Consider the following 23,552-nt stretch of genomic DNA (forward strand, 5'->3'; position numbering starts at 1 on the left):
ATGTTCACGTCACTGTAACGCAGCTCACACAGTTCAGGGTACAGCCATGCTTCTACCGGGCCGAGCCTCTAGGGGTGGGGTCTTACAGTTCGAACCTCGAGAGGAAAGGACTTACGTGACGGACGCCGAAAGGAAGTCGGCCGCACGCTCGGCGAGCATGACTGCAGTCGCATGCGGTCCACGCGTAGGGACAACAGGAAAGGCAGATGTGTCGGCCACCATCAGACCCTCGAGCCCCTGCACCTGCAACCTATCGTCGAGAACGCCGCTGTCGTTGCCCATCGCGCAACTCCCCGAAAGGTGAAGCGAAGTACCCAGTCGACTCAGCAGAGGGTCGCCCGGGAGATCGAGCACCTCGATCGGATGGCGCCTCGATAGCCGTCCGAGCAATTCGGCAACACGATCGAGCCCCGCCTGGACTGCGCGACGATCGCCCGCCGATTCCAAGTATCGATATCTCACGAGTGGGGCAACCGTGGGGTCCGCGGACACCAACGTGATGTCGCCGCGACTGTCGGACCTCATCAGGCCGACGCCGATCATCGGGTCACCGATCGGCAGTCCGGGGATCAGTCGATCGAATGCCGCTGTGTAAGGGCGTATTTCCAGATCATCGACATGCAGTACTTCCTGCAGCGGTGACGCGGGCTCGAAGGGTAGCGGTGTTCGATAGTAGACGCCGACTTCCGGATGATCGCTGAACTCCCGACCCACGAACGGGTGGTCCAGAACGACCGGAACGCCAAGCTCGGCAAGATGATCCGCCGGACCTATACCGGAGAGCATGAGTAACTGCGGGGTGCGAACCGCCCCTGCGCAGAGGACCACCGATGGAGCAATGACCCGCGAAACACGTCCGTTACGAACTACTTCCACACCCGTCGCACGGGTTCCATCGAAAAGTACTGCAACCACTGTGGATTCAGTGAAGACATCCAGATTGGATCGGCGAAGAACCGGAAGAAGATATGCTGCAGCAGCATTCACCCTGCGACCGTCGACGACATTGAGTGGAACTGTGCCCATGCCACCGGACGTTCTCGGATCGTTCATGTCCGGATCTCTTGGATAACCGAGTGCTATCGCGGCGTCGTGGAACAGTTTCGTGATCTCGTTCTGCGCCCCGCGAGGAGTCCGCGCTACCGGCATCGGACCACCTCGGCCATGCCACTGGCCGGAGAAGTCCAGATCGGTTTCCGACTTCAGGAAGTAGGGCAACACCTCGTCGTACGACCAGGAGGCCGGCCAGGCATCGAAGTCTTGCGGCCTACCCCGCACGAAGTACCCACCGTTGACTGCTCCGGAGCCTCCGAGGACTCGACCCCGCGAGATCCAGCGGGTGATCTCCAGCGTCAGTTCCGCACGGTACGACGACGTCCAAGGGCTCGAGGGCCCGACCGGTAGGACATGGGCGTTCAGGATCTCCGGCGGATACGTCTGATCGCTCGCGAGCCCGGGCCCACTTTCGAGAAGCACTACCCGACATTCCGGATTCGCGCTCGCTCGCGATGCCACAACGGAGCCACAAGAGCCGCCACCTACGACGATCACATCGGCGTACGAAGTCTCGAGCGGGCTCACGTGTCCATGCGCGGAGTCAACGCCTTCAAGCTCCGAGACTCGGCGGCACCTCGCCATAGGCCTGTGCCGTACGCGATGTCGTCGACCCGCTTGAAGAAGGCATACCGTATCGGATCCAAGCCGCCGAGTTCGCGGTGGTTGTACCAGTCGGCCAGCGCTTCGGCGACGGCAAGTCCGAGAGCAATCTTCCTGATTCGACTCGAAAGCAACACTGCGAGAAGGGTTATCGGCCAATAGTGCCGACACATCGCCGATGCAAGTTGCCAAATCCCTGCAATGAATCCTTCGGCGGCGAGTATCGCGGCGATGCGCGTGGGCTGATCGAGACCGACGAACATCTTACGTAGTCGACCGATGGTCACTGCGAGAGTCGCCAGTGCGCCCAGCAGCCCGAGCTTGGTGAAACTGATAGCCAACAAGGTGGCGATCAGGGTCCAGGGTGACATCGAAATCGGCGGGACCATTCCGGGGTGACGCTCGGCAAGAGGGCTGGCGCCGGTGCCGTAGAACAGTTTGCGGCCGAACCACCGTCCGAACGTCACTCGATGATCGTGAGCAACGTGCGCAACGGGCTCGTATCGCAATCGCCACCCGGCTTCCTGCAACCTCCAGCACAGATCGACGTCCTCGGCGACATGCATGGATTCGTCGAACCCATTGCATTCCTCGGCTACGTGCCTGCGTATCAACATGGCTGCGCTGGGGACGTAGGACACCGAACTACCCGCCCGAACGGCCGCTTCCCGGCGACCGAGGTCGAGAGAGGAGCGAGCATGCTCATACCTGGCCAAGGCGTTGCCCTCGGGTTCGAGGGCAACGATACGAGGAGCGACGAGCGCCACCGCCGGATCCGAGAAGTGCCCCAGCATTACCTCGAGCCATCCCTTGCGGGGAACTACATCCGAGTCGAGAAAGGCGACGAAATCCGTTGTTGCACTCCGAAGTCCCGTGTTTCGAGCAGCTGCAGGCCCTCGCGAGGTCTCGTGCCGTAGGACCGTCACCCCACCGATGCTCCAGGCCATCGGCGGCGCGGTCACCGGCTCGTCGGATCCGTCGTCGACGATGATGACGTTCAAGCCGTGGAGCGCAGGAAGCAACCTGCCGAGACCGGAGGCGTTGTTCTTCATCGGAACGACGACAGTCACATCCTGCGGAGACGGAATGGACATCGGCCGCGGGTTGGCCACTCCCGAGTCCAGAAGTTTGCGAGCGACGAGCGCCGACTGCGAGTCGGTGACCTCGAGAAAACCGTCGCCGATCATGGCGGCCGCGGTAGGTGCAAGCTTCAACATTCTGGTCGGTGAACCACCGATCAACACTCGACCGTCGGAGTATTTGCGAACACGAGGATCGACTCGCACCCCGAATCCATCAGGTAACCGACCTTGACCCATCAGGTGATCGTAAGCGGACATTGCGCCGATGTGTCATCCACTGCCCTAAATTTCGAGGAACATACTCGAAGCCGGTTTTGCCGGGACGGATCGAGGACCTGAATCACGTCAACATTCCGGTATCGGATGGTGCCCACCGACTCACTGCAGCGCTGCCCCGTGCACACATCTCCTGCAGTACTACCTCGCCCTCATCCCCGCTGGACAGTCGCGGGTCACCGAGAATCCCGTTGGGTGATACCGCCCTCGTACCCCCCGCACGCAGGCGCGGAAGCAAAGAATCGATTGTGTCGGTATTTCCTACCTCTGCACGGGACATGTCGACGACGTCGGGTGAAAGGTAGAGCAGCAGTGAAGTTTCGGTGCGCCCGGCGTGCGCGTCCGCGCCGGGGACGACACAGGGCAGCCACGCTACATCGCGGCCCTCGTAACGCAGCAGTCCGACGGCGGAGATCAGCGTCGAAACGTTTCCACCGTGACCGTTGACGAATACGACACGCTCGGCCCAACGGCACGCTGAGCGTCCGTACTCGACCAGAACCGCGTGCAACGCGTCCGAACCGATGGATACGGTCCCAGGAAAGCCCTCGTGCTCCCCACTTGCTCCATATGCGATAGCCGGAGCAAGAACGGTGCCGGGCAACCGCATCGCGAGCGCCTCGGCGATGCGGGTATCGGTATCCAGCGGCAGGTGCGGTCCATGCTGCTCGAACGATCCGACGGGGACAACGACGGTCTGAGAGCCTTGCACTCGCGGCCAACCACCGATGCCTAGTCGCGACGGCTCGGAGACGGGTGGCGGCAGCATTCCGTGGATGCTATCGGATATCCGATCGACCACCTCGCATCGGCGTTTGCCGATCGAGGTCGCGGGTAAGCACCCTGCATGACATCTGCCGAAGACCGAACAGCCGGCGTCGAAAAAGTAGCCGGCCTCATGGGTGAATCGAAACTCTGCATGTTCACCACCCACGGCCGCGATGGGCATCTCCTGTCGAGGCCGATGGCGTTGCAAGAGACAGAATTCGACGGCGACCTATGGTTCTTCGCTCGCAATGACTCGCGCAAGGTCATGGATGTACGAGCGAACAGTTCGGTCAACGTTGCATTTCAGTCGGGAACCGCATGGGTCTCGTTGTCCGGTAGCGCCGAGATCGTTCGCGACGAATCGAAGAAGAAAGACCTGTGGAATCAGGCGGCTGCGGCGTGGTTCGACAACGGCCCCGAGTCCGAGGAGGTCGTTCTGATCAAGGTCGAAGCCGAAGGCGCCGAATACTGGTCGGCCCCCGGCTCGAAGGTCTCGACGCTGATTGCCTACGCAAAGTCCCGAATCACCGGAGACAAGCCAGACGTGGGAACCAACGACACCGTGGATCTGTAACGGCGCAGTCGGTTCGTCGGGGCTTGATCGTCACGTGGCTGCAATGCCCCTCGCCGCGCGCTCCCCCTCGCGTATCGCCGAATCCAGTCGGCGAGGTGCGACGGCATCGCCGATGCGTACGACCGAAAAGCCTTCGTCTTTCAGCTCTTTCCACAGTGAATCGTCCGGTTTCTGATAGAGCGAGCACACGATCCAATCGAAGCGATGGTTCGCCGCCACTCCGGTCGGGTGATGGAGCAGCGAAATATCGAGGCCGGCGCGTAGCTGGACCGGGACGACATCGGTCAGGCAGGTGATCGACTGTTCGTGTGCGCGCCGCCGCCACCCTTCCATGTCCAGAGTGAGCCCGAGATCCTGCCCGACGACCATCCCCGGCGTGCATACCGTCACCTGACAGCCGCGCTCGGCCAGAAATTCGGCCGTCGACGTCGCTTGGTGGAAACTCAGTTCGTCGACGATCAGGACGCGACCTGACAGTGCCGCCGTGCCGTCGAGGACCTCACGGACGTCGACGACATGATCGTGGGAACCTGCCCACTCCGGGCGCACCGGGTTTGCCCCGGTCGCGATCACCACCACGTTCGGCTTCTGCGTCAGGACGAGCATTCTGTCGACCTCCACGCCCGTTCGAATTTTCACTCCGCGTGCGCGGCATTCGGCTTCGAGAACATCGACGACTCCGGCGAATTCGGCGCGATGGGGAGCCCGTCCTGCGGTCCGGACCTGTCCCCCGGTCTGTGGCTGGCGTTCGTACAACGTGACGTCATGTCCTGCATGGGCAGCACTCGATGCCGCCTGCAGTCCTGCCGGTCCACCGCCGACGATCAGGACTGTCCGTCGTGATGCGGGCAACGCCGGCACGGCTAGGAATTCTCTTCCGGCGCTCGGGTTTACGACGCACCCCAATGCGGCGTTCATTCCGACGCGTCCGATGCAGTCCTGATTGCAGGACAGGCAGGTGTGGACTTCTGGCGCACGGCCTTCACGGGCCTTGTTCGCGAACTCAGGGTCTGCAATATGGCCACGAACGATTCCGACCAGATCGCAGACACCGTCGGCGAGAGCTTGCTCGGCCATCTCCGGCGTGGTGAATCGTCCGACCCCGATCACCGGCAACGACACCCGCTCTCGGATAGCGCTGGGCACGAAGTTCGCGTAACCATGGGGCGTTGCCATCGATGCCTCGATCAGGTGGAGCGTCGAGGTCGCCACGCCGATTGCGGTATTGATGTAATCGACCGAACCGGTTCGTTCGACGAGGACAGCGGTGTCCACGGCTTCGTCCAGACGGATACCCCCGTCGATGTATTCCTGCCCGCTCAGCCTCACTCCAACGATCATCTCGGGCCCCAGAGCTGCGCGGACTGCCGAGAGAACCTCCACCAGGAATCGAGCCCGACCGGCGAGGTCACCCCCGTATTCGTCGGTGCGATGGTTCGTACTGCGTGCCAGGAACATTCGGATCAACGAGGACTGTGAGCACTGCAGCTCCACGCCGTCGAATCCGCCGTCCCTGCAATGCTCGGCGACGCGCACGTATGCGTCTGTCAACTCGCCGATCTCGACCCGGTCGAGGGAATGCGGCACCTCTCGAAAGAGCGGATCAGCGATAGCGCTGGGTGCGAGGACCGCGCGCCCCGAATACATTCCTGACGACTGTCCACCATTGTGGTTGACCTGCGCCAGAACGAGCGCACCGTGCGCGTGTACGGCGTCGGTGATCGCTCGATATCCAGGTATCACCGCTGGGCGGTATCCTTGAATCATCTTCTCGTACGGCTGATCCGACGGGTGGGTGGACTGTTCCTCGACGATGATCAATCCAGCCCCGCCCGCGGCACGAGCTGCGTAATAGGCGGCGTGGCGATCCGTCGGGAGGCCGTTCTCGGCGAAGTTGGTCAGATGTGCAGAGAAGACAACTCGGTTCCGCAGCGTCGAACGACCGATGTCGAGAGGGGCGAACAGCCGCGGATAGTTCATCGGACAGACCCCATGGGCTTGTGCCCTCCGGCGTCGTACCCGTCTCGAATGGCCTCGGCAACAGAACGAGGAGCAAGGCAGTCCCCTATCGTCGTTCGCCCAGGACCGTGCAAGGAATCCTCAGCAGATCGATGTGAGCAGTCCACTACCACTGCGCATTCGATCATCCGGCGCTGACCGGTATTCACGTCTTCGATCTCGGCGCCGTCATGGCCGACCCGCAGAATTTTTGACAGTAGATGACGCCGGACGCCCGCGCGCTGCAACCGAACGTTGGCCGGAGCGAGGTCACCGGACAAGGAAAGGTGTCGGCCGATGATCTGATCGACAGTCACCACGGAAACGTCCCTACCTGCCTTTGCAAAGTGCTCTGCAAGTGCGACAGCCACGGGCCCACCGACCGGATCCCACACGACAACGGGCCCCTCGTCGAGCGCTGCACCGCCCAGAACAGCTCCGGAATCAAGGTAGCGCACTCCTGAAGCCACCTCGAACGATCGCGGACTCGGCACACTGCCGGTTGCGAGGACGACATCCGTTCCTGCCTCGAGATCGCCGGGTCCGATCTCGACACCGGTCACGATATCGACCCCGAGATGGACACATTCGGCCGCGAGCCAATCGGTCAACGCCTCCCCAGTGCTCGTGAGCGAAAACAAGCCCCCCAGCACGGGCTTACGCTCGTACAAGGTGACCGTCCGACCCCGCAAGGCCAACACCCGCGCTGCTTCGAGACCAGCGGGGCCACCACCCACCACCAGCACCTTGCCTGCACCGTCCGGCTCCGGGTCATCGCCTGCTCGTCCGATGCACGCCACGGTCGGGTTACGCGGATCCCGAACCAGGCAGGTCTGGTTGCACAGAATGCACGGCCTCGGGCTCGCACCGGCTCGCGACTTCGATACCAGATCGGGATCGGCAATCAACGCTCGTGTCATCTCGATGATGTCCGCAACACCTTCGGAGAGTGCGGCTTCGGCCATCGCCGTGTCGACGATGCTGCCTTGCAGCACAACGGGAACCATGCCGTCGACGGAGTCCGATACCGATCGGCACAGGTCGAGGTTGAAACCGGGCTCGGTGTGGAAGTCCGGGCGATAGGTGGACGTGGCCATCGCCCCACCTCGAACGACGGTAAGCAGATCGAGTTTCGGCGCGATCTCGCGAGCGATGTCGGCACCGATCGCGGGAGTGATCCCCGCCCACGGTGCCCCCTCGTCACAGCTCAGCCGCAGCGCAAGGATGCGATCCGGACCGAGCTCGGCCCGCACCGCGGCAACCACGGTCCGTACGAACAGCATTCGGTCGGTGCCGTATTCGTCTTCTCGCAGATTGGTCAGGCCGGAGAGGAACTGCCGTATCAGGCTCGATGGACCTGCATCGAGTTCGACGCCGTCGACGTCGGCAGCGGCAGCAACGCGAGCAGCGTCAGCGAACCCGTCCACCGCGGCACGGATGTGTTCCGGTTCCATCTCCATCGGCAACTCACGCGAAGCCACGTCCGCGACGTGCGACGGCCCCCACAGTGCCTCCCGCGAGTACGCAGGCGAGCCTTGGGATCCGGTGTGAGTCAGGCCTGCCAGAACGAGCGTTCCGTTCGGTCTGCACGCGTCGACCACAGCCTGCCAACCGGGCCCGCACTCCGACGCCAGCGGCGCTCGCTCGTACGGCCAGTCCGACCGATGCACCGACGCATTCTCGGTGACGATGATCCCGACACCCGCCCTACGGCGGTAGTACTCGACCAGTTCCCGCGAGAAAGCCCGGCCGTCAGCAAGATTGGTTTCGTGCGGGCCGAACATCACTCGACTGGCAGCCGACCGTCCACCGAGGACGATCGGCTCCGTCAGCAGAGTCACCTCTCTACTCTGCACCAAGCTTCCGGTCGAATCCCAACGGCATGACGACGTCCGATGCGGTCAGGTCGTGGACGGAGGAGTGTCCGAGTCCGAGAACAGCGGAGTCGACGCCGCCCCGCAGAATATCGAGAACGTTCTCCACGCCGGCCTGACCGTTCGCTGAAAGACCCCACAGGTACGCCCGGCCGATCATGACAGCACGAGCACCGAGTGCAAGTGCTTTGACGACGTCGCTTCCGCGACGGATGCCGCCGTCGAGAGTGATCTCGATCTGATCGCCCACTGCCTCGGCGATCGCAGGCAGCGCGCGGATCGGCGCGGGAGTGCCATCGAGGTTGTTGCCACCATGGTTGGACACCGAGATGGCGGTGACTCCGGCGTCGACTGCCTTCTTGGCGTCATCGACACGCATGACTCCCTTGAGCATGAACGGCCCGCCCCACTGCTCACGCAGCCAAGCGACGTCCTCCCAGGTCGGCAACGGGGTACCCATCCACTCGCCGTATGCACCGAAGAATGTGGGCGCAGTACCCCCGGGTGGGGTCAGGTTCGGCGTCGACAGGTCAGGAATTTTTCCAGTTTTCGCAAACTCCCACAACCATTTCGGACGCGTGATGCCTTCGGGAGCGAACTGCCACATCGCCTTGAGGTCCATCTTTTCCGGGATCGACGGACTGCCCCAGTCGCGCCCGTTCGAGAAAGACCAGTCCAGCGTCATGATCAATCCGACCGCGCCGGCCGCACGTGCCCGCTCCATGCGCTGAAGCAGAACCTCGCGCGAGCCGACCCAATACATCTGGAAGAACGTCTGCGGGTTCACTGCCGCGACCTCTTCGATGGATTTGCTCGCAAAGGAGGACAACCCGACCGGGATTCCGCGAGCGGCTGCGGCACGGGCCACGGCGACCTCGCCTTCCGGGTGCACGGCCTGCACACCCGTCGGCGAGATCATGACCGGAAACGAGAGTGGTTGTCCCATGACCGTTGTCGACAGATCGCGTTTGTCCGACAACCCGGCAACATGTGGCGCGAAGCCGAGCTCACCGAATGCCGCCGTGTTGTCGTCGACGGTGATGCCCCGCTCCGAGCCCGCTACCAGTGCGGCGTACACGGATTTCGGAAGGCGTTTCTTGGCACGCCGTTGCGCCTCGGCAACGGTCTCGAACCACGCACTGTTGGCCATAGCTATATGTTCCTATTCCATTCCTGCGAGAGGATTCTCGTCGCAGATCTTGGCCGGTGGCCGCATCATCAAGGTGAGCGGAACCGACGCTCTCGGTGTCTTGCGCTGCCCGGTGCGGGAGTGGTCGACGCTGGACTTGGGGATTTCTCCCGCTGCGGCCAACGCCATCTCTCCGTTGCCGATCACGCATTCGGGGTCAGGGCCGTCCATGGGGAGGCCGGTGAAAAACTTTGCTGCCATGCAGCCACCGCGGCACGAATCGAAATGTGCGCACTTGGTACACGCACCGGAGGTTTGCGGGGACCGCAGTTCCTGGAACAATTCAGATGTCTGCCAGACGGTTTGGAAACCGCCTATAGCCGCAGATGTCGCTGTCGCGGGACGCGCATCGCGGACGATGTTTCCGGCGAGGAAGTTCTCGTGGATAGCGAACGGGCAGGCATAGACGTCGCCGATCGGATCGATCAAGCACACCACTCGCCCAGCGCCGCACAGGTTCAAACCGGGTAGCGCGTCGCCGAAAGCAGAGAGGTGAAAGAACGAGTCTCCGGTCAATACACCCTCGCCGTTCGCGACGAGCCAGTCGTACAGCTCTCGCTGCTGGCCGGCCGTGGGATGCAGATCATCCCACACATCGGCGCCGCGGCCCGACGGGCGTAGGCGCGTGATCCGAAGTGTCGCACCGTATTTGTCCGCCAGCGCCTTGAACGTATCGAGCTGCGACACGTTGTGGCGGGTGACGACTACAGAGATCTTCGCGTCCTTGAACCCCGCCTCCTGCAGGTTCTCGAGGGCGCGGATCGCCATGTCGAAGGATCCGGGTCCGCGAACTGCATCGTTGACCTCTGCAGTGGCGCCGTCGATGGAAATCTGCACATCGACGTAGTCGGATGCGGCCAGGCGGGCAGCGACCTTCTTGTCGATCTTGACGCCGTTGGTGGAGAACTTCACGCCGACCTGATGGGCCGTCGCGTAGTCCACGAGTTCCCAGAAATCGCTTCGAACCGTCGGCTCACCGCCACCGATATTGACGTAGAAGACCTGCATCTTCTGCAACTCGTCGATGATCGACTTGCACTGCTCGGTCGAGAGCTCGTTGGGGTCACGCCGGCCGGATGAGGACAGGCAGTGAACGCAAGACAGGTTGCAGGCGTAGGTCAGTTCCCACGTCAGACAGATGGGTGCGTCGAGTCCGAGTTCGAACTGATCGACCAGTTTGCCGACCGCAGGCGGTGGCGCAGGCCTTTCAAGCATGGAGGTCATCGGGTTGTCCTCTTCGGTATGGGTGTGGCGAGACGATGGAAGGGGCTGCTTCCGTGGTGCCCGAGTTCTCTGCTGAGAGTTCTCTGGCGAGGGTGTGATCAGGCGTCGATGCGGACGATCATGTGCGAACCGACCAGTGTCGCGAGGGCGCGCGTGTACTGGGGTACCGCCGACTCTGCGATTCCTGCAGCCGTGATCGCGGACCGCAGGTCAGAATGATCGGGTAACGATTCGATGATCGTCACGATCGTCCGGTTCTTGAGAAACGAGAGTTTACGTGTCCCGAAGTGGTAGAGCAGCGCCCCGAACGACTCGGGACGCAGCGCCACCTGCGGGTGAAGAGCCCATCGAGCATCCAGGTCCAGTGCAGCTTCCTGGGACGACTTCACGGGTGCGGACATGTCAGTAGACGCCGCACATACCGTCGATGGAAACCTCTTCGACGAGGGATTCTTCGACGAGGTCGGTCTCGATCACTGCAGCGTTGACAACGTCGGTCTTCGAATTCTGGGACATCGCTTACCTCCAGGTGAAAATATGTGGATCCGCCACATCCGGTACTGAACGTGACTTGGTTCACTACAATAATGGCATCGAGTGCAGAATGACACCAATCGGAGAGAAAAAGTGGAAAGCCGTACGAAACTGTCCAGCCGGGTAGGTCGACGCCCATCCACAACGAGAGGTGAAATCAGCGATCTCGGCATCGAGCTCTTCGCTCGGAACGGATTCGACGAGACCAGCGTGGACGAGATCGCCGAAGCCGCCGGCATCGCGCGGCGCACGTTCTTTCGATACTTCCCATCCAAGAACGCCGTACCGTGGGGGGACTTCGACGAACAACTCGGTGCACTTCGCAGCCTTCTTGCGGCACTTCCCCGTGACATCTTGCTGGCCGACGGGATTCGCTCGGCGCTTCTACATTTCAACACTTTCCCCGAGGACGAACGCGCGGTCCATCGCCAACGCATGGAGTTGATTCTGCGAAATCCGGCACTCCAGGGTTACTCGATGCTCATGTACGAGGGCTGGCGGGGTGTCATCACCGAATACGTGGCGGCGCGAACGGATTCGAACCCAAGCGATCACTTTCCCCGAACGGTTGGCTGGCTGGTTCTCGGTGTGGCAATGTCTGCATACGAGCAGTGGCTCACCGATGAAACACTCGACCTCGCCGAGCTTCTGTCCGACGGCACCAGAACGCTGTATTCCGGCATTCCCAGCACTCCGACGGCTTCGAGCACTTACGCGAAAGAATCGACATGACCGAACTAGACGCCCTCGCGCCCAGCGTTCCAGGTTCGTGGACACATGAAAATACGACCGTCTCGTTCACCCCGCAGGCAGCACCCGGCCACATAGGCGTGGTTCGCCGCGGCGACGCAGTGGAAGTACGCCACGGACTGAGCTCGAAGCATATCGGCGAAAGACTCGTCCGGGAGATCACCGCACACGCAGTCGAGGCCGACCTGTCTCAGCGGGAGTTCGAACTGGTGATGGTCGGCCTCGTTCGATCAACAGTTGCCGATCCGGTGCAAGCATGGGCCACGTATTACCGAAACTCGCTCGACGAATTGCTATCGGGAGCTGCCGATTTCGCGTCCATTCACGAGCGCGCAGAATCCTTGGTGATCGGTTCGGTTCTGGATCTGGGTTCGTGTTTCGGATTCTTTCCACTCCGCCTGGCATTGAGCGGACATGCCGTGACCGCCACCGATCTGTCGGCCGGCACCATGCGCCTACTCGATACCGTCGCGCCCCACCTTGGCGTCACCATCGAGACGCTGACCTGCGACGCTGCCGATGTTCCACTCGCGGACAACAGCGTCGACACGGTGACGGCCTTGCACCTCCTCGAGCACGTGGACGCAAATACCGGCGCGCGAATCATCGACGAGGCCTTACGCATCGCACGGAACAGAGTTGTCATCGCTGTACCTTTCGAATTCGAGGCCACCGCCTGCCATGGCCACGTCCGCACCTTCGACGAGGCAGCCTTGATCGAACTGGGACGATCTACCGATACCGACTTCGACGTTGCCGAATTCCACGGCGGGTGGTTGGTTCTGGACAAAACATCGGTTCCGCTTCCGGCATGAGCCGATGCACCGCACCGACCTCAGATCAGCCCTTGCTTGCTGGCGGCATAGACCGCCTCGGCGCGACGGCTGACACCGAGTTTGCGCATCAGGTTGCTGACGTGAAACTTCACCGTTGTCGCCGAGATGAACAGTTTGGTGCCGATACTGTTGTTGGACAGTCCAGTTGCCAGTAGTCGCAGAACCTCGAGTTCACGATCGGTCAGCCTCTCGACGCTCGAGCCTTGCCCGTTGAGAGATCGAACAACTGCAGACGCACTCCGGGAATCGAACGCACTCTCACCTCGTGACACTGCCCGGATGGCACGAACGAGCTCGGTGGTGTCGACGTCTTTGACAACATATCCACGCGCGCCCGCGTGCACTGCCTCCACGACCAGTCGGTCGTCGAGAAATGTGGTCAGCACCAGGAGACCGATGCCGGGGTGCGCTCCCGACAGTTGCGCACACAGCGCGAGGCCCTCGTAGTCCGAACTCGCCGACAATTTCAGGTCCATCAGCACGATGTCCGGTTCGACCCGATCCACCACGGACAGGCCCTCCCCCCTCGACGACGCTTCTCCGACGATGGTCAGATCCGGTTCGCGTTCCAGTACGGACCTGAGGCCGTCGCGCAGAATGGCGTGATCGTCGACCAGCACGATACGAACTACGTCGGTGTGTACGGTCACGGGTTGCTCACTCTCTCGTACGGGATACGCGCAGATACGCGCACACCGCCGATTCTGGCCCTACGGATTTCGAGTGCACCACCGTGCTCACGCGCCCGCGCGGCCATGTTTGCCAGGCCTCGGTGTCTGCCGTCGACGTCGTTGTTCTCGGCCATCCGAAGCATCAGGCGGAGATACGCGGGGTCGCCGTGGCCGTCATCGGCAACGGACAGTTGCACGTGATCTTCACGGTAGGCCAAGCGCAGCGTCGCCCGCGTCGCACCAGCGTGGACGGCTGTGTTGAACAATGCCTCTCCCGCGATGCGCAGTAGTCCGTGCTCGCACTCGCTACTGAGTTCGAGGGGGGTACCTTCTATCCGCAACGACACCCGCAGTTCGTCCGGCATGCGCACGATCGAGAGTTGTTCGAGCATCTCCGGCAGCGAGGTGCGGTCGGCGTCCTGCGCGTGGTTGAGCGCATAGATCGCCGAACGCAGTTGTTCGACGGCCCGTCGGGTCAACTCCTTCGCCAGATCGAGTCGTTCTCTACGCTCGTCAGCTGGAATATCGTTGCGGCACAATTCGATTTGCATCCCGGCCGACAGAACCGCCTGAGTCACACTGTCATGTAGTTCTCGGGCAATACGATGACGCTCGTCATCGAGAACCTGATGGCGATGAGCTGCGCCCAGTTGGCGTTGCGTCGCTTCGAGTTCGGCGTTGCGGATCGCCAGATCGGCTGCTGTCCGATGCGCTTCGGCGTAGGCACTCTCGGCGCGCTCGAGGAGGACTCTTCGGCTCTGGTACAGCGCCGAGTTCTGCAGTGCAACAGCAGTTTGACTCGCTAGAATGCTCAATACGGCCGAGTCGGTCGCGTCGAGTACGCGGTGGTCGGGTGTCCATGCCGCAAAAGCGCCGACGACGCCACCGTCGAGGGCGATGGGAACGAAGGCGTGATGGGGCGCGATGACGGGGTCACGCCCGTCGCCGATCGTCGCGAGCCTGATCGACTCCAGGCACTCGACGACGTCCTCGGGCAGTGGTGGTCCTTCTACGTTGTCGACGAGAAATGGGGTGGCGTCAGGGCCGAGAACGAGTCGCCGCGGGCCTGCGTCGCCCAACGCTCCGTCGGCGAGTGCGAAGACAACCCATTGCGCGCTCAGATGCGCCCTGGCTGCCTCGGCGACGGCGCAGATGAGAGTCTCCGGGCCGTCGACGGTGCGCACGAGCGCGCGCGAGATCAGTTCCAATGCGTGGACCACCCGCTCCAGCCGCTCTGCCGCACCGCGATACTGCGGGTAGAACGTGTTCTTGCCTGACCTCAGGCCTGTCAGTAGCGAGAGATCGGGCTGCGAGGCCGTCACAGCGCCGCCCTGAACAGTTCTGCCATCTCATGATGGGTGGCCGGGCGAGGGTTGGTCGACATACATGCATCGCGTAGGGCGTTGGTTGCGAGCACGTCGATATCGTGCTCGCTCACCCCGATGTCGCCGAGGCCTTTGGGAACTCCGACTTGCCGCGCCAATCGCTCGACTCGAGCGGCTACAGCCAAGGCAGCCTCCTCCGCAGGACCGCGGGCCTCTTCGAGTCCGAGGCTTGTTGCGATCGCCACATACGGAAGCGGATCCGCCTCGGCGTTGAACCTGATGACGTGCGGGAGAAGGACACCGTTGATGACCCCGTGCGGGAGGTCCAGTAGCCCACCGACTTGGTGACTCATCGCATGTGTCGCTCCGAGGATGGCATTGGTGAACGCCAGTCCCGCTTCGAGACTCGCCTGTGCCATCGACGTACGGGCAACGATGTCCGACGGAACGTCCATCGTACGAGCGAGATGCGAGGTGACCATGGTGACCGCCCGCAGCGCGTGATGATCGGTGAGTTGATTGTGACCGAGCGAGACGAAAGCCTCGATTCCGTGCGTCAACGCATCCAAACCTGTTGCTGCGTTGAGCCATTCGGGCATCGTGGTCAACAGACGAGGATCGATGACGGTGATGTCCGGAACCAACCCGCGGCCGAGGATGGTGATCTTTCTCGACCGTGCGGTGTCGGTGACGATACAGAACTGCGAGACGTCGGCCCCGGTACCCGACGTCGTGGGGACCATCACGAGCGGCGGGATCGGGCGGGTAGCTCGATCCACTCCCTCGTAGTCGAGTATCGATCCACCGTTGCCCGCGAGAACTGCGATTCCTTTGGCCGCATCCATGACCGAACCACCCCCGATGGCCACCAGGACGTCACATTCGGACTCCTGATACGAGGCGTGTCCTGCTTCGATCTCGACGTCCTTGGGATTCGGCGTCAGAGCGCTCCAGATAGTCGGTTCGAGACCCTGGTCTTCGAGTGATTGGATCAGCTGGGCAACCCAGCCTGTCTCGATCAGCCCGGCGTCGGTGACCACCATCGGTCGCCTTGCACCCAAGCGCAGGGCCGAATGTGCAACTTCACCCAACGAATCCTGACCGAACACGATCTCGGGCGCATGGAATTTGAGGACTCTGGGTGTTTCCACAGAACTGCGATGTGAATGCAGATCGTGCAGCGCCTGGCCTGTCGCTGCCGCTTCGATCATCGGTTCTCGCCTCTGCAATGCCTGTCGTCGCCGTGTTCGGATCGTATGTGATGCACGTTACAACCATACGAGTCCAAGAGCATCATCCCCACGGGCGCGAGGAGGGGTCGTGACCTGCCCGATCGGGTAGGTCACGGGCTTTCGCCGGTCAGGAGAGCGCGTGCCCCAACTCTGCAGCCTGAGCCGTCAGCTGCTGACCGTCACGGGCGACGACGATGTGATCGCAAATCCGCTCGTAATCTCCCATCGAGCAGGAGGCTTGATCCCAGTAGCGTCGTGATTCCGGAGTGATCCACGCCAACCGGTGCACCTTCGAACGGATCTTCTCGAGTTCGTCGATCCCCGGTGGTCGACCGTTGCAGCGGCCGTCTCCGACGATGATGACAGCGGTGCGCTTGTTCAGAACATCGCCGTACTCGTCGAGTAGATTCGCGAAGGTCTTCCCGTAATCACTGCTCGCTTCGAGATCGAGACGCTCGTCGGCCAACACTGCTGCCAATGCACCATCGCCGGTGCTACCGAGCAGCGTGGTGGTCACATCTACCGGCGAGTCGACGAAGCCCATCACTGTGCACCGATGGGCCCTCTTGTGCATGGCCTGCGCGAGCCGCAGCGTGAACGCCGTGATCGGCCGGACCGATAGCGATACGTCCGCCAGAATCAGCAGCCGGACCTTGTCCGCTACCGGCGTTCTGGTCACCAAGTGAAACGGGATGCCATCGGTCCCCAGACTCGCTCGAACCGTCCGACGCATGTCGAGGGGCCCACGCGAATGTTCCCGCGGCCTCGGACGTGGCTTGCCTCGCATCCGGCGCAGCACCTCATGGCTTGCCCGATCGATCTCGGCGTGACGCTCGGTGGCACGATCAGCGACGTCCGACGGGTCCGGTGTGGACAAAGTCCCGGTCAGCTCGGCGAGCGCAGCTACGAATGCTTCGACAGCGTCGGTGATTCGGTCGAGTTGCGCTGCCGACAACGGTCCCGAATCGGTGCCGTCGCCGTAGACGCTGCGCGGATCGTAGGCATCGAACCACGCCAGAATGCTCGCCGGATCGTCCCAGCTGAGCGTCCCCGCCACGGCCCCGCTGGTACTCGACGCCAACTCCCCCGCGGCAGTCGATCCCGAACGTTCGAGATCGACGGTGTACGTAACACCCCTTCTGCCCATGTCGCCGTCGGTGTCGACCGAAAGGTCGTGATCCTCGGAGGACAGGCTGATGTCGTCATCGTCCTTGTGCGGATTGAAGCCCTTGTCCGCTTCCGGGGCATCGAGGAGATCACCGATTTCCACTGCTCGCTCGTTGTACTCCGCGTACTTCGCCGCTTCCTGATCCGCGCCGACGTCGAGATCACTGGGCAAGCCGCCGGCCACCTGCGCACCCAACGCTTGCCGGGCAGACTCCGTCGCGGACTCTCGGTCAACGAGGAACAGCGAATCGAACGCCCGATCGAAACCATCCTGCTCGTGCGCATACTTCGCGCACGTAGCCCGAAGAGCCGCACGAAGAACCGTGAGGTCGCGGGCGCCGATCAGACCGAGAACGCGCCGAACTTCGATCACTTCGGCCGGAGAGGAGGCGACGCCGTGGACTCGCAAGGTACGTCCGAACACCGCCGACAGCACATCCAACACGATCGACGGTGAAAAGGTCGGTGCACCAGTCATTTTCGTATCCCGATGCCGCCCTTTTCGCGGCCACCATGGCCACGAAATGCGGAGGCGGTGGTATTCATCGGCGCTCCGAGTGAGCTCTCAGCAACCGTGAGCTTGTCCGGCACAGCCCCTGCAAGCGCCAGTTTCATATCGGAGGAATATTTGACGAGCGCGGCAAGCAGGTACTTCTTGGTTTCTTCGGTATGACCGAGAACGGCTGCTATCCGAGCGGCGTCGATGACCTCCGAGATGGAGGGGCTCTTCCGCAACGGGAGTTCGCGCAGCTCGGCTGCCAATGCCACGACGTCGGCGGCAACCTTCACCGGGACTTCGGGAGCGCGGGCCGTGACGATCTCCCGCTCTCGCTGCGGCGTCGGGTAGTCGAGATGAAAGTGCAAGCAGCGACGCTTGAGGGCTGAGGAAAGTTCGCGAGTATCGTTGGAGGTCAATATGACCCACGGGTCACTACGGGCGGTGAATGTGCCCACTTCGGGAATGGTGACCTGTTTTTCGGCCAGAACCTCGAGCAGCAGTGCTTCCATGGATTCCTCGGTGCGGTCGACCTCGTCGACAAGCAGTACCACCGGTTCCTCGGACAGCACGGATTCGAGCAACGGACGAACCGCGAGGAATGCCTCGGAATACAGACCGAAGTCTCTGGCTGCCAGTAACTTCGATGCTTCGTCGATGTCGGTGATGTGTTCGGTCAACGCGCCGATATGCTCCCGTAGCATCTGCACGTGCAGGAGTTGCTTGGCATAATCCCATTCGTACAGTGCTCGGTTGTCATCGAGGCCCTCGTAGCACTGAAGCCGTACGAGCTTGCGCCCGCTGGCCGCCGCGAGCGACTTCGCCAATTCCGTCTTCCCTACGCCCGCTGGGCCTTCCAGCAGTAATGGTCGATCCAAGGCGGTCGCCAGATGAACCACGGTAGCGAGATCGTCATCGGCGATGTAGTTCTGCTCGCCCAATGCTCGTTGTAGATCCGTCGCGTCGACGAATCGGACGGTCCCCTCGTCGCTATGCACCTCGTCGTCGTTATGCCCCTCGTCGTTATGCACTGTCGACAACCTTGTCATTGGTGTCCTTCTCGTAGGTGTGTGGCCCGAACGACCGAGTTCCTGCAGGCGTGGTCGGGTGCACGTAGGTGCACCCGACCACGCCGACAGCACGTTGGTGACTGCCGACTAGTAGGACTCGTTGATGGCGTGTGAGATGACCGGGAGCATGGACTCGACGGTGACTTCCCGAGGATTGCCCGGTGTGCACCAATCGTCCTGGACGTGCTCGGAGATCTTGAGTACCGACTTCTCGTCGCCCTTGATCACGTCGCCCTTGCCTGCGTATTTTCCGGTGTTCATCCGGTTTTTGCCGTAGGTTGCCGATCGGATGGAGCCGAAGTTGTCGGGGATACCGACATCCTTGGCGAGTCGAATCGCGGCCTCGACAGCGGCATCGGCGGCCTGAACCGTGGTCATGTTCTTGGTGTCGACGCCCATGGCTACGGCAATTTCGGCGTAGCGCTTGTAGCGAGAGGGCAGGTTGTACTCCCACACCCGCGGCAGGGCGATGGCGTTGTTCAGTCCATGCGCGCTGTCGTAGAAGGCGCTGATGGCATGCGAGATGGAGTGGATGACGCCGAGGCCGCCGGAGTTGAACGCCTGAGTCGCAATGTACTGGGCGTTCATCATGCCCTCGCGAGCCTTCAAATTGCCCGGGTCGTAGACGGCCTCGCGAAGATGCTTGGACACCAGGCCGATCGAGTAGATGGCATTGCCCAGTGAGGGCGCAAAGTCCAAACGCGACACGTACGGCTCAGCCCCGTGGGCGAGGACGTCGAATCCACAGAATGCCGTCCACTGTTGCGGGCAGGTGTAGTACAGGAGCGGATCATCGAGTGCCAGAGTCGGAGTCGACGCCTCGTCGAAGGCAAGCCACTTGTGCGGCTTGTCCATGTTGGAAGTATCGGTGATCACGTAGGCCCAGGAAGTCTCCGAACCGGTTCCGGCCGTGGTGGATACGGCGATATGCGGCGGATTCTGCTTGTTGGTGGACTTGGAGAATCCCTCGAACTCGTTGATGTTTCGGCCGTCATGAGCGACGACGACGCGGATACCCTTGGCTGCGTCGTGGCTGGAGCCGCCACCTACCGAGATGACGCTGTCGCACTTTTCCTTTTGGTACAGAGCGGCACCGTCCATGACGTTGTAGTCCTTCGGGTTGCTCTCGATCTTGTCGTAGAGAACAACCTCGACGCCCTGGTATTCGATCTTGCCGATCAGTTCCTCGATGATGCCGGATCCGCGGAGTCCGGTGGTAACGAGCAAGGCGCGCTTGAATCCGAGTTCTTTGGCCTCGACACCGAGCATGTCGTGGGCACCGACTCCCAGCTTGGCGCGGGGCAGCGGGTGGAACTCCTTGATCGGAAACTCCCAGATCTGATTGAGCTCGATTGCCATCGGTATCTCCTCGGTGTGAATTGATTGCGTGGACACCGGCTGTGATCGGCGTCTCACTGACGACAACTCTGTCCGCCCGAACGCGCTGTGTGAACAGATACCGACGCGAACCCTGCCTTCGCCGACCGTGAACTACCCGATCGGGCAGGGCGGGGTGCTGCTCGGCCGAACAGGACATGTGAAGATCGACAGAAGGGAGACGAGATTGCTAAACTAGAACACGTTACAATTGATCGAGAGGACACCACCGAATGACGACAGTCGATGTGCCCCACGGCTCCAGATCCGTACTGCTCACGGTGGCGGATGTAATCGTAGAATCGGCCGATGCCCGGTCGATCGTCTTCGATATCCCCGAAGACGCCAAGGACAAATTCGCATACAAGCCCGGGCAGTTCCTCACCCTGCGTATTCCGAGCGACCGGACCGGCTCGGTCGCCCGGTGCTATTCCTTGGCGAGCTCACCGCACCGCGACGCTCTCCCCAAGGTGACGATCAAGCGCACGGCCGACGGTTACGGATCCAACTGGGTATGCGACAACGTGAAGGCCGGCGACACCATCGAGGTGCTCCCCCCGTCGGGAAGGTTCACCCCTGCCGATCTGGACGATGACTTCCTGCTGTTCGGCGCAGGATCGGGAATCACGCCGGTGATTTCGATTCTGAAGTCCGCATTGGGAGAGGGCACCGGGAAGGTCTTCCTCTTCTACGCCAATCGCGATGGGGACTCGGTCATCTTTGCCGAAGAACTTCGGGCTCTCGCAACCGAATATCCCAGCCGGCTCGTCGTCTTGCACTGGCTCGAATCACTGCAGGGCATTCCGACGGTCGATCAACTCGCAACATTCGCAGCACCGTTCCGCGAGTACCGCGCGTTCATGTGTGGGCCCGCGCCCTTCATGGACGCGGTGCACAAGGCCCTCTCCTCGGGCGGGTTCCCCCGCGAGAACGTGCACAGCGAGGTGTTCCTCTCCCTGGCCGGGGACCCGTTCACCGACGCCCCCGAGATCGAACTGACCGACGATGACACTGCGTCCGCTGCAACCGTCGAGGTCGAACTCGACGGCGAAACTCATACCCTCTCGTGGCCACGGAAACAGACACTCGTGGACGTGATGCTGGCTGGCGGACTCGACGTCCCGTACTCCTGCAGAGAGGGCGAATGCGGATCCTGCGCATGCACCCTCTCCGCCGGCGAAGTGACGATGGACAACTGCGAAGTCCTCGACGACGATGACATAGCCGAGGGCTTGATCCTCGGCTGCCAAGCTCACCCGGTCAGCGACCACCTGAAAATCGAGTTCTAGACACCCGTCGACACTTCAGCGTCGGGAAAGTTACCGGCCCCTTCGATCGGACTGCTTCGACTCCTTTCGCGCCGTGATGTGATGCCGAATCCGACGGCCGAGATCATGGCCAGCAGGATCACGAATCCGCCGTACGCGAGGGCCGTCTGCTCCAAACCGAAGAGGTGTACCGCAAATCCTCCTACGACGGCGGGCAGGCTGAAGGCCAGGTAGCTGATGGCGAAGGTCGTGGCGAACATGCTTCCACGATCGGCTGCGGGGACGATTGCGCCGAGCGTGCGCATGGCTCCGAGAAATGCGCTGCCCCACCCTGCACCTGCGACGGCGGTGCCGATGAAGTAGAGCGCGACTATCGAGGTGCTCACTGCGACAAGGGAAATTGCCACGCCGGTTGCCAGGACGAGGGCACCGGCGATCATGACGGTGCGCGGTGTGCGATGTCGCACGAACGCGGCGGCCAGGGATCCGGAAAAGAAGAGCGCGAAGCTTTCGAGTCCGCCGATGATGTGATTGTCGATTCCGAAGACCGACCGGATGATCGACGAACCTAGGGAAAGATGAAATCCGCCCAAGGACCACGTTGCGACGAGGGCGGGAACGATCAAAAGGAATGGTGTCCTGATGTCTGCTGGTACCGCCATCCGCGGGAGCACCAAACGTGCAAGATGCCGCTTCGACTCCACTCCTCGGAGCGCGGATGTTTCGGGTAGGAACGCAAGGGCGACAGCGAGAACTACCAGCGCTCCGATGAGCATGGCGTACACGAGGACCGTCGGGGCCGGGGCGAGTTGCACCAGCAATCCGGCGCCGAGCGCGCCCGAGGCCAAACCCAGCGAGGGTGCGACGCTGTTCACGAGCGGACCAGCAGTGTTCGACGGCTGGAGATCGACCACTGCTGCATTCATCGCGCCGATTGCGGCACCCGCGGCAAGTCCTTGCACGATGCGCGCGGCGATCAGACCTGCAACGCCGTCGGCCACGATGAAGAGCAGCAGGCTGACCACGAGAAGAGCGACCGAACCCACCAGAATCGGCTTCCGCCCTACGTGATCGGACAGACCCCCGACGGTGAGCAGAGCTGCAAGCAGCGCCAACGCGTAGACCGCGAAAACCACGGTCAATGTCGTCGAGGAGAAGCCCCAGTTGCTCTGATAGATCGGGTAGAGCGGGGACGGTGCTGCCGAGGTCGCCATGGTTACGAGGTAGGTCAGACCTACGACCCAGAACGCGACACCGTGGGGCAGTCGACGCGGCATCCTGGTGCGAGGGGAAATGGCGATGTCCGACTCGACGTTGACCACGTAGGTCCCTACTTCCGCTAAAGCTACGATCATTGCTTTAACTAACGGTATACCTGCCTGGTCTCCGGTGCCGAAAGCGCGGCCCGCACGCTCACTGGTGGATCGACTGTTCGCTCAACAACCGGCCTTCGCGGTGCGCGAGCGCACTGGCTGGAAGCTCCCCTGCACGGCCGCTGAGGAATACTGTCAGCTCACTCGACCCGGCAGCGAAGTCGCCCACCGAGTCGATCCGCCGAAGTGTCTGCCGGGCAACGGCTTCTGCGCTGTCGAACAGGCGCACGTTGTCCGGCAACAGAGAAGTGATTTCGTTCGATACCAACGGATAGTGAGTACAACCGAGAACTACGGCATCGACATCTGTCGGCGTAGCAGCGACCGCAGTGCGGATCGCCGCCGAGATCGCCTCCGTCTCGCCCCGGTCGATGGAGTCCGCGAGACCGTGACACGCGACCGAGGTTACGGACCGGCCCGTCGCGAACTCCTCTATCAAGCGCGCTTGATACGCACTGGCCGTCGTTGCGGCCGTTGCCCAGATCGCGATCCGATCGCTTGCTGCCGCAGCAGGTTTGATAGCTGGGACGGTGCCGATCACCGGAATCGCGTCACCGAGGTGGCGTCGTACATGCGCCAAGGCAGTCACACTCGCGGTGTTGCATGGCAACACGATCACCTCGGCTCCCGATGACACGGCGCGATCGGCAGCATTCACCACGCGATCGATCACCCATGCATCAGGCTTCGGGCCCCATGGGGCCTCGTCGGGATCCATCAGCAGAATCAGATCGAGCTCGGGACGCAGCTCCCTCAAGCGTGCAGCCGTCGGCAGCAAACCGAGCCCCGAGTCGATCAGTCCGACTATCACT

Annotated in this window: 21 protein-coding genes; 4 read left to right on the forward strand and 17 right to left on the reverse strand. The window is 62.1% G+C overall.

Annotation, left to right across the window (positions count from 1 at the left end; translation table 11 throughout):
* Nucleotides 1-111: 111 nt before the first annotated feature.
* From mftG to mftE, 3 genes are all read right to left on the reverse strand, one after another.
* The gene (gene mftG, locus H2510_RS14020) at nt 112-1,581 is read right to left on the reverse strand and encodes a mycofactocin system GMC family oxidoreductase MftG (protein ID WP_315901374.1); all 1,470 of its coding nucleotides are present in this window, start codon (nt 1,579-1,581) and stop codon (nt 112-114) included.
* The gene (mftF, locus tag H2510_RS14025) at nt 1,578-2,975 is read right to left on the reverse strand and encodes a mycofactocin biosynthesis glycosyltransferase MftF (protein ID WP_186629255.1); all 1,398 of its coding nucleotides are present in this window, start codon (nt 2,973-2,975) and stop codon (nt 1,578-1,580) included. The genes mftG and mftF overlap by 4 nt, the downstream gene beginning before the upstream one ends.
* Before the next feature lie 103 nt (nt 2,976-3,078).
* Nucleotides 3,079-3,783 (reverse strand): mycofactocin biosynthesis peptidyl-dipeptidase MftE, encoded by a 705-nt coding sequence (gene mftE, locus H2510_RS14030; RefSeq protein WP_186628938.1) that lies wholly within the window; start codon nt 3,781-3,783, stop codon nt 3,079-3,081.
* A 78-nt stretch (nt 3,784-3,861) separates the two neighbouring features.
* Between mftE and H2510_RS14035 the strand changes: the two genes are divergently transcribed.
* Nucleotides 3,862-4,356, forward strand: a complete 495-nt coding sequence (locus H2510_RS14035; RefSeq protein WP_186628939.1) for a pyridoxamine 5'-phosphate oxidase family protein — start codon at nt 3,862-3,864, stop codon at nt 4,354-4,356.
* A 30-nt stretch (nt 4,357-4,386) separates the two neighbouring features.
* Here H2510_RS14035 and H2510_RS14040 read toward each other — a convergent pair whose 3' ends face one another.
* The 6 genes from H2510_RS14040 to mftA all read right to left on the reverse strand — a co-directional run bounded on the left by H2510_RS14040 (nt 4,387) and on the right by mftA (nt 11,157).
* On the reverse strand, nt 4,387-6,336 hold the full coding sequence (locus H2510_RS14040; protein WP_186628940.1) for a mycofactocin system FadH/OYE family oxidoreductase 2: 1,950 nt from the start codon (nt 6,334-6,336) through the stop codon (nt 4,387-4,389).
* Complete coding sequence (locus H2510_RS14045; RefSeq protein ID WP_186628941.1) at nt 6,333-8,195, reverse strand: mycofactocin system FadH/OYE family oxidoreductase 1; 1,863 nt, start codon at nt 8,193-8,195, stop codon at nt 6,333-6,335. Before H2510_RS14045 ends, H2510_RS14040 begins: the two co-directional genes overlap by 4 nt.
* Nucleotides 8,196-8,199: 4 nt before the next feature.
* The gene (gene mftD / locus H2510_RS14050; RefSeq protein WP_186628942.1) at nt 8,200-9,378 is read right to left on the reverse strand and encodes a pre-mycofactocin synthase MftD; all 1,179 of its coding nucleotides are present in this window, start codon (nt 9,376-9,378) and stop codon (nt 8,200-8,202) included.
* Between the two features lie 12 nt (nt 9,379-9,390).
* The gene (mftC, locus tag H2510_RS14055; protein WP_186628943.1) at nt 9,391-10,641 is read right to left on the reverse strand and encodes a mycofactocin radical SAM maturase; all 1,251 of its coding nucleotides are present in this window, start codon (nt 10,639-10,641) and stop codon (nt 9,391-9,393) included.
* Between the two features lie 98 nt (nt 10,642-10,739).
* Nucleotides 10,740-11,042 carry a mycofactocin biosynthesis chaperone MftB gene (gene mftB, locus H2510_RS14060; protein WP_084348020.1) on the reverse strand — a complete coding sequence of 101 codons (303 nt, stop codon included), beginning with the start codon at nt 11,040-11,042 and terminating at the stop codon, nt 10,740-10,742.
* A 1-nt stretch (nt 11,043) separates the two neighbouring features.
* Nucleotides 11,044-11,157: a mycofactocin precursor MftA gene (mftA, locus tag H2510_RS14065; RefSeq protein ID WP_084348019.1), complete on the reverse strand. Its 114-nt coding sequence runs from the start codon at nt 11,155-11,157 to the stop codon at nt 11,044-11,046.
* Between the two features lie 111 nt (nt 11,158-11,268).
* Here mftA and mftR point away from each other — a divergent pair, with 111 nt between their 5' ends.
* Entirely contained in the window at nt 11,269-11,907 is a 639-nt protein-coding gene (mftR, locus tag H2510_RS14070) for a mycofactocin system transcriptional regulator (protein ID WP_186628944.1), read from the forward strand.
* Nucleotides 11,904-12,740, forward strand: a complete 837-nt coding sequence (mftM, locus tag H2510_RS14075; protein ID WP_186628945.1) for a mycofactocin oligosaccharide methyltransferase MftM — start codon at nt 11,904-11,906, stop codon at nt 12,738-12,740. Before mftR ends, mftM begins: the two co-directional genes overlap by 4 nt.
* Nucleotides 12,741-12,760: 20 nt before the next feature.
* On the opposite strand, the gene H2510_RS14080 is transcribed toward mftM, so the two are convergent.
* From H2510_RS14080 to mdo, 6 genes are all read right to left on the reverse strand, one after another.
* A complete protein-coding gene (locus H2510_RS14080) occupies nt 12,761-13,411 on the reverse strand; it encodes a MadR family response regulator transcription factor (protein WP_186628946.1) in 651 nt (216 codons plus the stop codon).
* Nucleotides 13,408-14,754 (reverse strand): MadS family sensor histidine kinase, encoded by a 1,347-nt coding sequence (locus tag H2510_RS14085; RefSeq protein WP_315901375.1) that lies wholly within the window; start codon nt 14,752-14,754, stop codon nt 13,408-13,410. Before H2510_RS14085 ends, H2510_RS14080 begins: the two co-directional genes overlap by 4 nt.
* Nucleotides 14,751-15,968 (reverse strand): iron-containing alcohol dehydrogenase, encoded by a 1,218-nt coding sequence (locus tag H2510_RS14090; protein WP_186628947.1) that lies wholly within the window; start codon nt 15,966-15,968, stop codon nt 14,751-14,753. The genes H2510_RS14085 and H2510_RS14090 overlap by 4 nt, the downstream gene beginning before the upstream one ends.
* A gap of 148 nt (nt 15,969-16,116) precedes the next feature.
* Entirely contained in the window at nt 16,117-17,634 is a 1,518-nt protein-coding gene (locus H2510_RS14095; protein ID WP_186628948.1) for a MadC family VWA domain-containing protein, read from the reverse strand.
* Nucleotides 17,631-18,701 carry a MadB family AAA-type ATPase gene (locus tag H2510_RS14100; RefSeq protein WP_186628949.1) on the reverse strand — a complete coding sequence of 357 codons (1,071 nt, stop codon included), beginning with the start codon at nt 18,699-18,701 and terminating at the stop codon, nt 17,631-17,633. The genes H2510_RS14095 and H2510_RS14100 overlap by 4 nt, the downstream gene beginning before the upstream one ends.
* Before the next feature lie 108 nt (nt 18,702-18,809).
* Complete coding sequence (gene mdo / locus H2510_RS14105) at nt 18,810-20,081, reverse strand: NDMA-dependent methanol dehydrogenase (protein ID WP_084348011.1); 1,272 nt, start codon at nt 20,079-20,081, stop codon at nt 18,810-18,812.
* 251 nt (nt 20,082-20,332) lie between these two features.
* Here mdo and H2510_RS14110 point away from each other — a divergent pair, with 251 nt between their 5' ends.
* The gene (locus H2510_RS14110; protein ID WP_186628950.1) at nt 20,333-21,388 is read left to right on the forward strand and encodes a ferredoxin--NADP reductase; all 1,056 of its coding nucleotides are present in this window, start codon (nt 20,333-20,335) and stop codon (nt 21,386-21,388) included.
* Here H2510_RS14110 and H2510_RS14115 read toward each other — a convergent pair.
* On the reverse strand, nt 21,385-22,722 hold the full coding sequence (locus tag H2510_RS14115; protein WP_261392949.1) for an MFS transporter: 1,338 nt from the start codon (nt 22,720-22,722) through the stop codon (nt 21,385-21,387). The two genes, H2510_RS14110 and H2510_RS14115, sit on opposite strands and share 4 nt — an antisense overlap.
* A gap of 58 nt (nt 22,723-22,780) precedes the next feature.
* A complete protein-coding gene (locus H2510_RS14120; RefSeq protein ID WP_186628951.1) occupies nt 22,781-23,551 on the reverse strand; it encodes a glutamate racemase in 771 nt (256 codons plus the stop codon).
* Nucleotide 23,552: the final 1 nt, after the last annotated feature.

It is taken from the genome of Rhodococcus sp. BP22 (genome assembly GCF_014281965.1).
GTDB lineage: Bacteria > Actinomycetota > Actinomycetes > Mycobacteriales > Mycobacteriaceae > Rhodococcoides.

Excerpts from the sequence above, each read along its gene's own strand:
- H2510_RS14095 (WP_186628948.1), bottom strand. The coding sequence starts at position 17,634 with ATGACTGGTGCACCGACCTTTTCACCGTCGATCGTGTTGGATGTGCTG.
- H2510_RS14110 (WP_186628950.1), top strand. The coding sequence starts at position 20,333 with ATGACGACAGTCGATGTGCCCCACGGCTCCAGATCCGTACTGCTCACG.
- mftM (WP_186628945.1), top strand. The coding sequence starts at position 11,904 with ATGACCGAACTAGACGCCCTCGCGCCCAGCGTTCCAGGTTCGTGGACA.
- H2510_RS14090 (WP_186628947.1), bottom strand. The coding sequence starts at position 15,968 with ATGATCGAAGCGGCAGCGACAGGCCAGGCGCTGCACGATCTGCATTCA.
- mftE (WP_186628938.1), bottom strand. The coding sequence starts at position 3,783 with ATGCTGCCGCCACCCGTCTCCGAGCCGTCGCGACTAGGCATCGGTGGT.
- mftF (WP_186629255.1), bottom strand. The coding sequence starts at position 2,975 with ATGGGTCAAGGTCGGTTACCTGATGGATTCGGGGTGCGAGTCGATCCT.
- mftD (WP_186628942.1), bottom strand. The coding sequence starts at position 9,378 with ATGGCCAACAGTGCGTGGTTCGAGACCGTTGCCGAGGCGCAACGGCGT.
- H2510_RS14040 (WP_186628940.1), bottom strand. The coding sequence starts at position 6,336 with ATGAACTATCCGCGGCTGTTCGCCCCTCTCGACATCGGTCGTTCGACG.
- mftA (WP_084348019.1), bottom strand. The coding sequence starts at position 11,157 with ATGTCCCAGAATTCGAAGACCGACGTTGTCAACGCTGCAGTGATCGAG.
- H2510_RS14115 (WP_261392949.1), bottom strand. The coding sequence starts at position 22,722 with ATGATCGTAGCTTTAGCGGAAGTAGGGACCTACGTGGTCAACGTCGAG.
- mdo (WP_084348011.1), bottom strand. The coding sequence starts at position 20,081 with ATGGCAATCGAGCTCAATCAGATCTGGGAGTTTCCGATCAAGGAGTTC.
- mftB (WP_084348020.1), bottom strand. The coding sequence starts at position 11,042 with ATGTCCGCACCCGTGAAGTCGTCCCAGGAAGCTGCACTGGACCTGGAT.
- H2510_RS14100 (WP_186628949.1), bottom strand. The coding sequence starts at position 18,701 with ATGACAAGGTTGTCGACAGTGCATAACGACGAGGGGCATAACGACGAC.
- mftC (WP_186628943.1), bottom strand. The coding sequence starts at position 10,641 with ATGACCTCCATGCTTGAAAGGCCTGCGCCACCGCCTGCGGTCGGCAAA.
- H2510_RS14035 (WP_186628939.1), top strand. The coding sequence starts at position 3,862 with ATGACATCTGCCGAAGACCGAACAGCCGGCGTCGAAAAAGTAGCCGGC.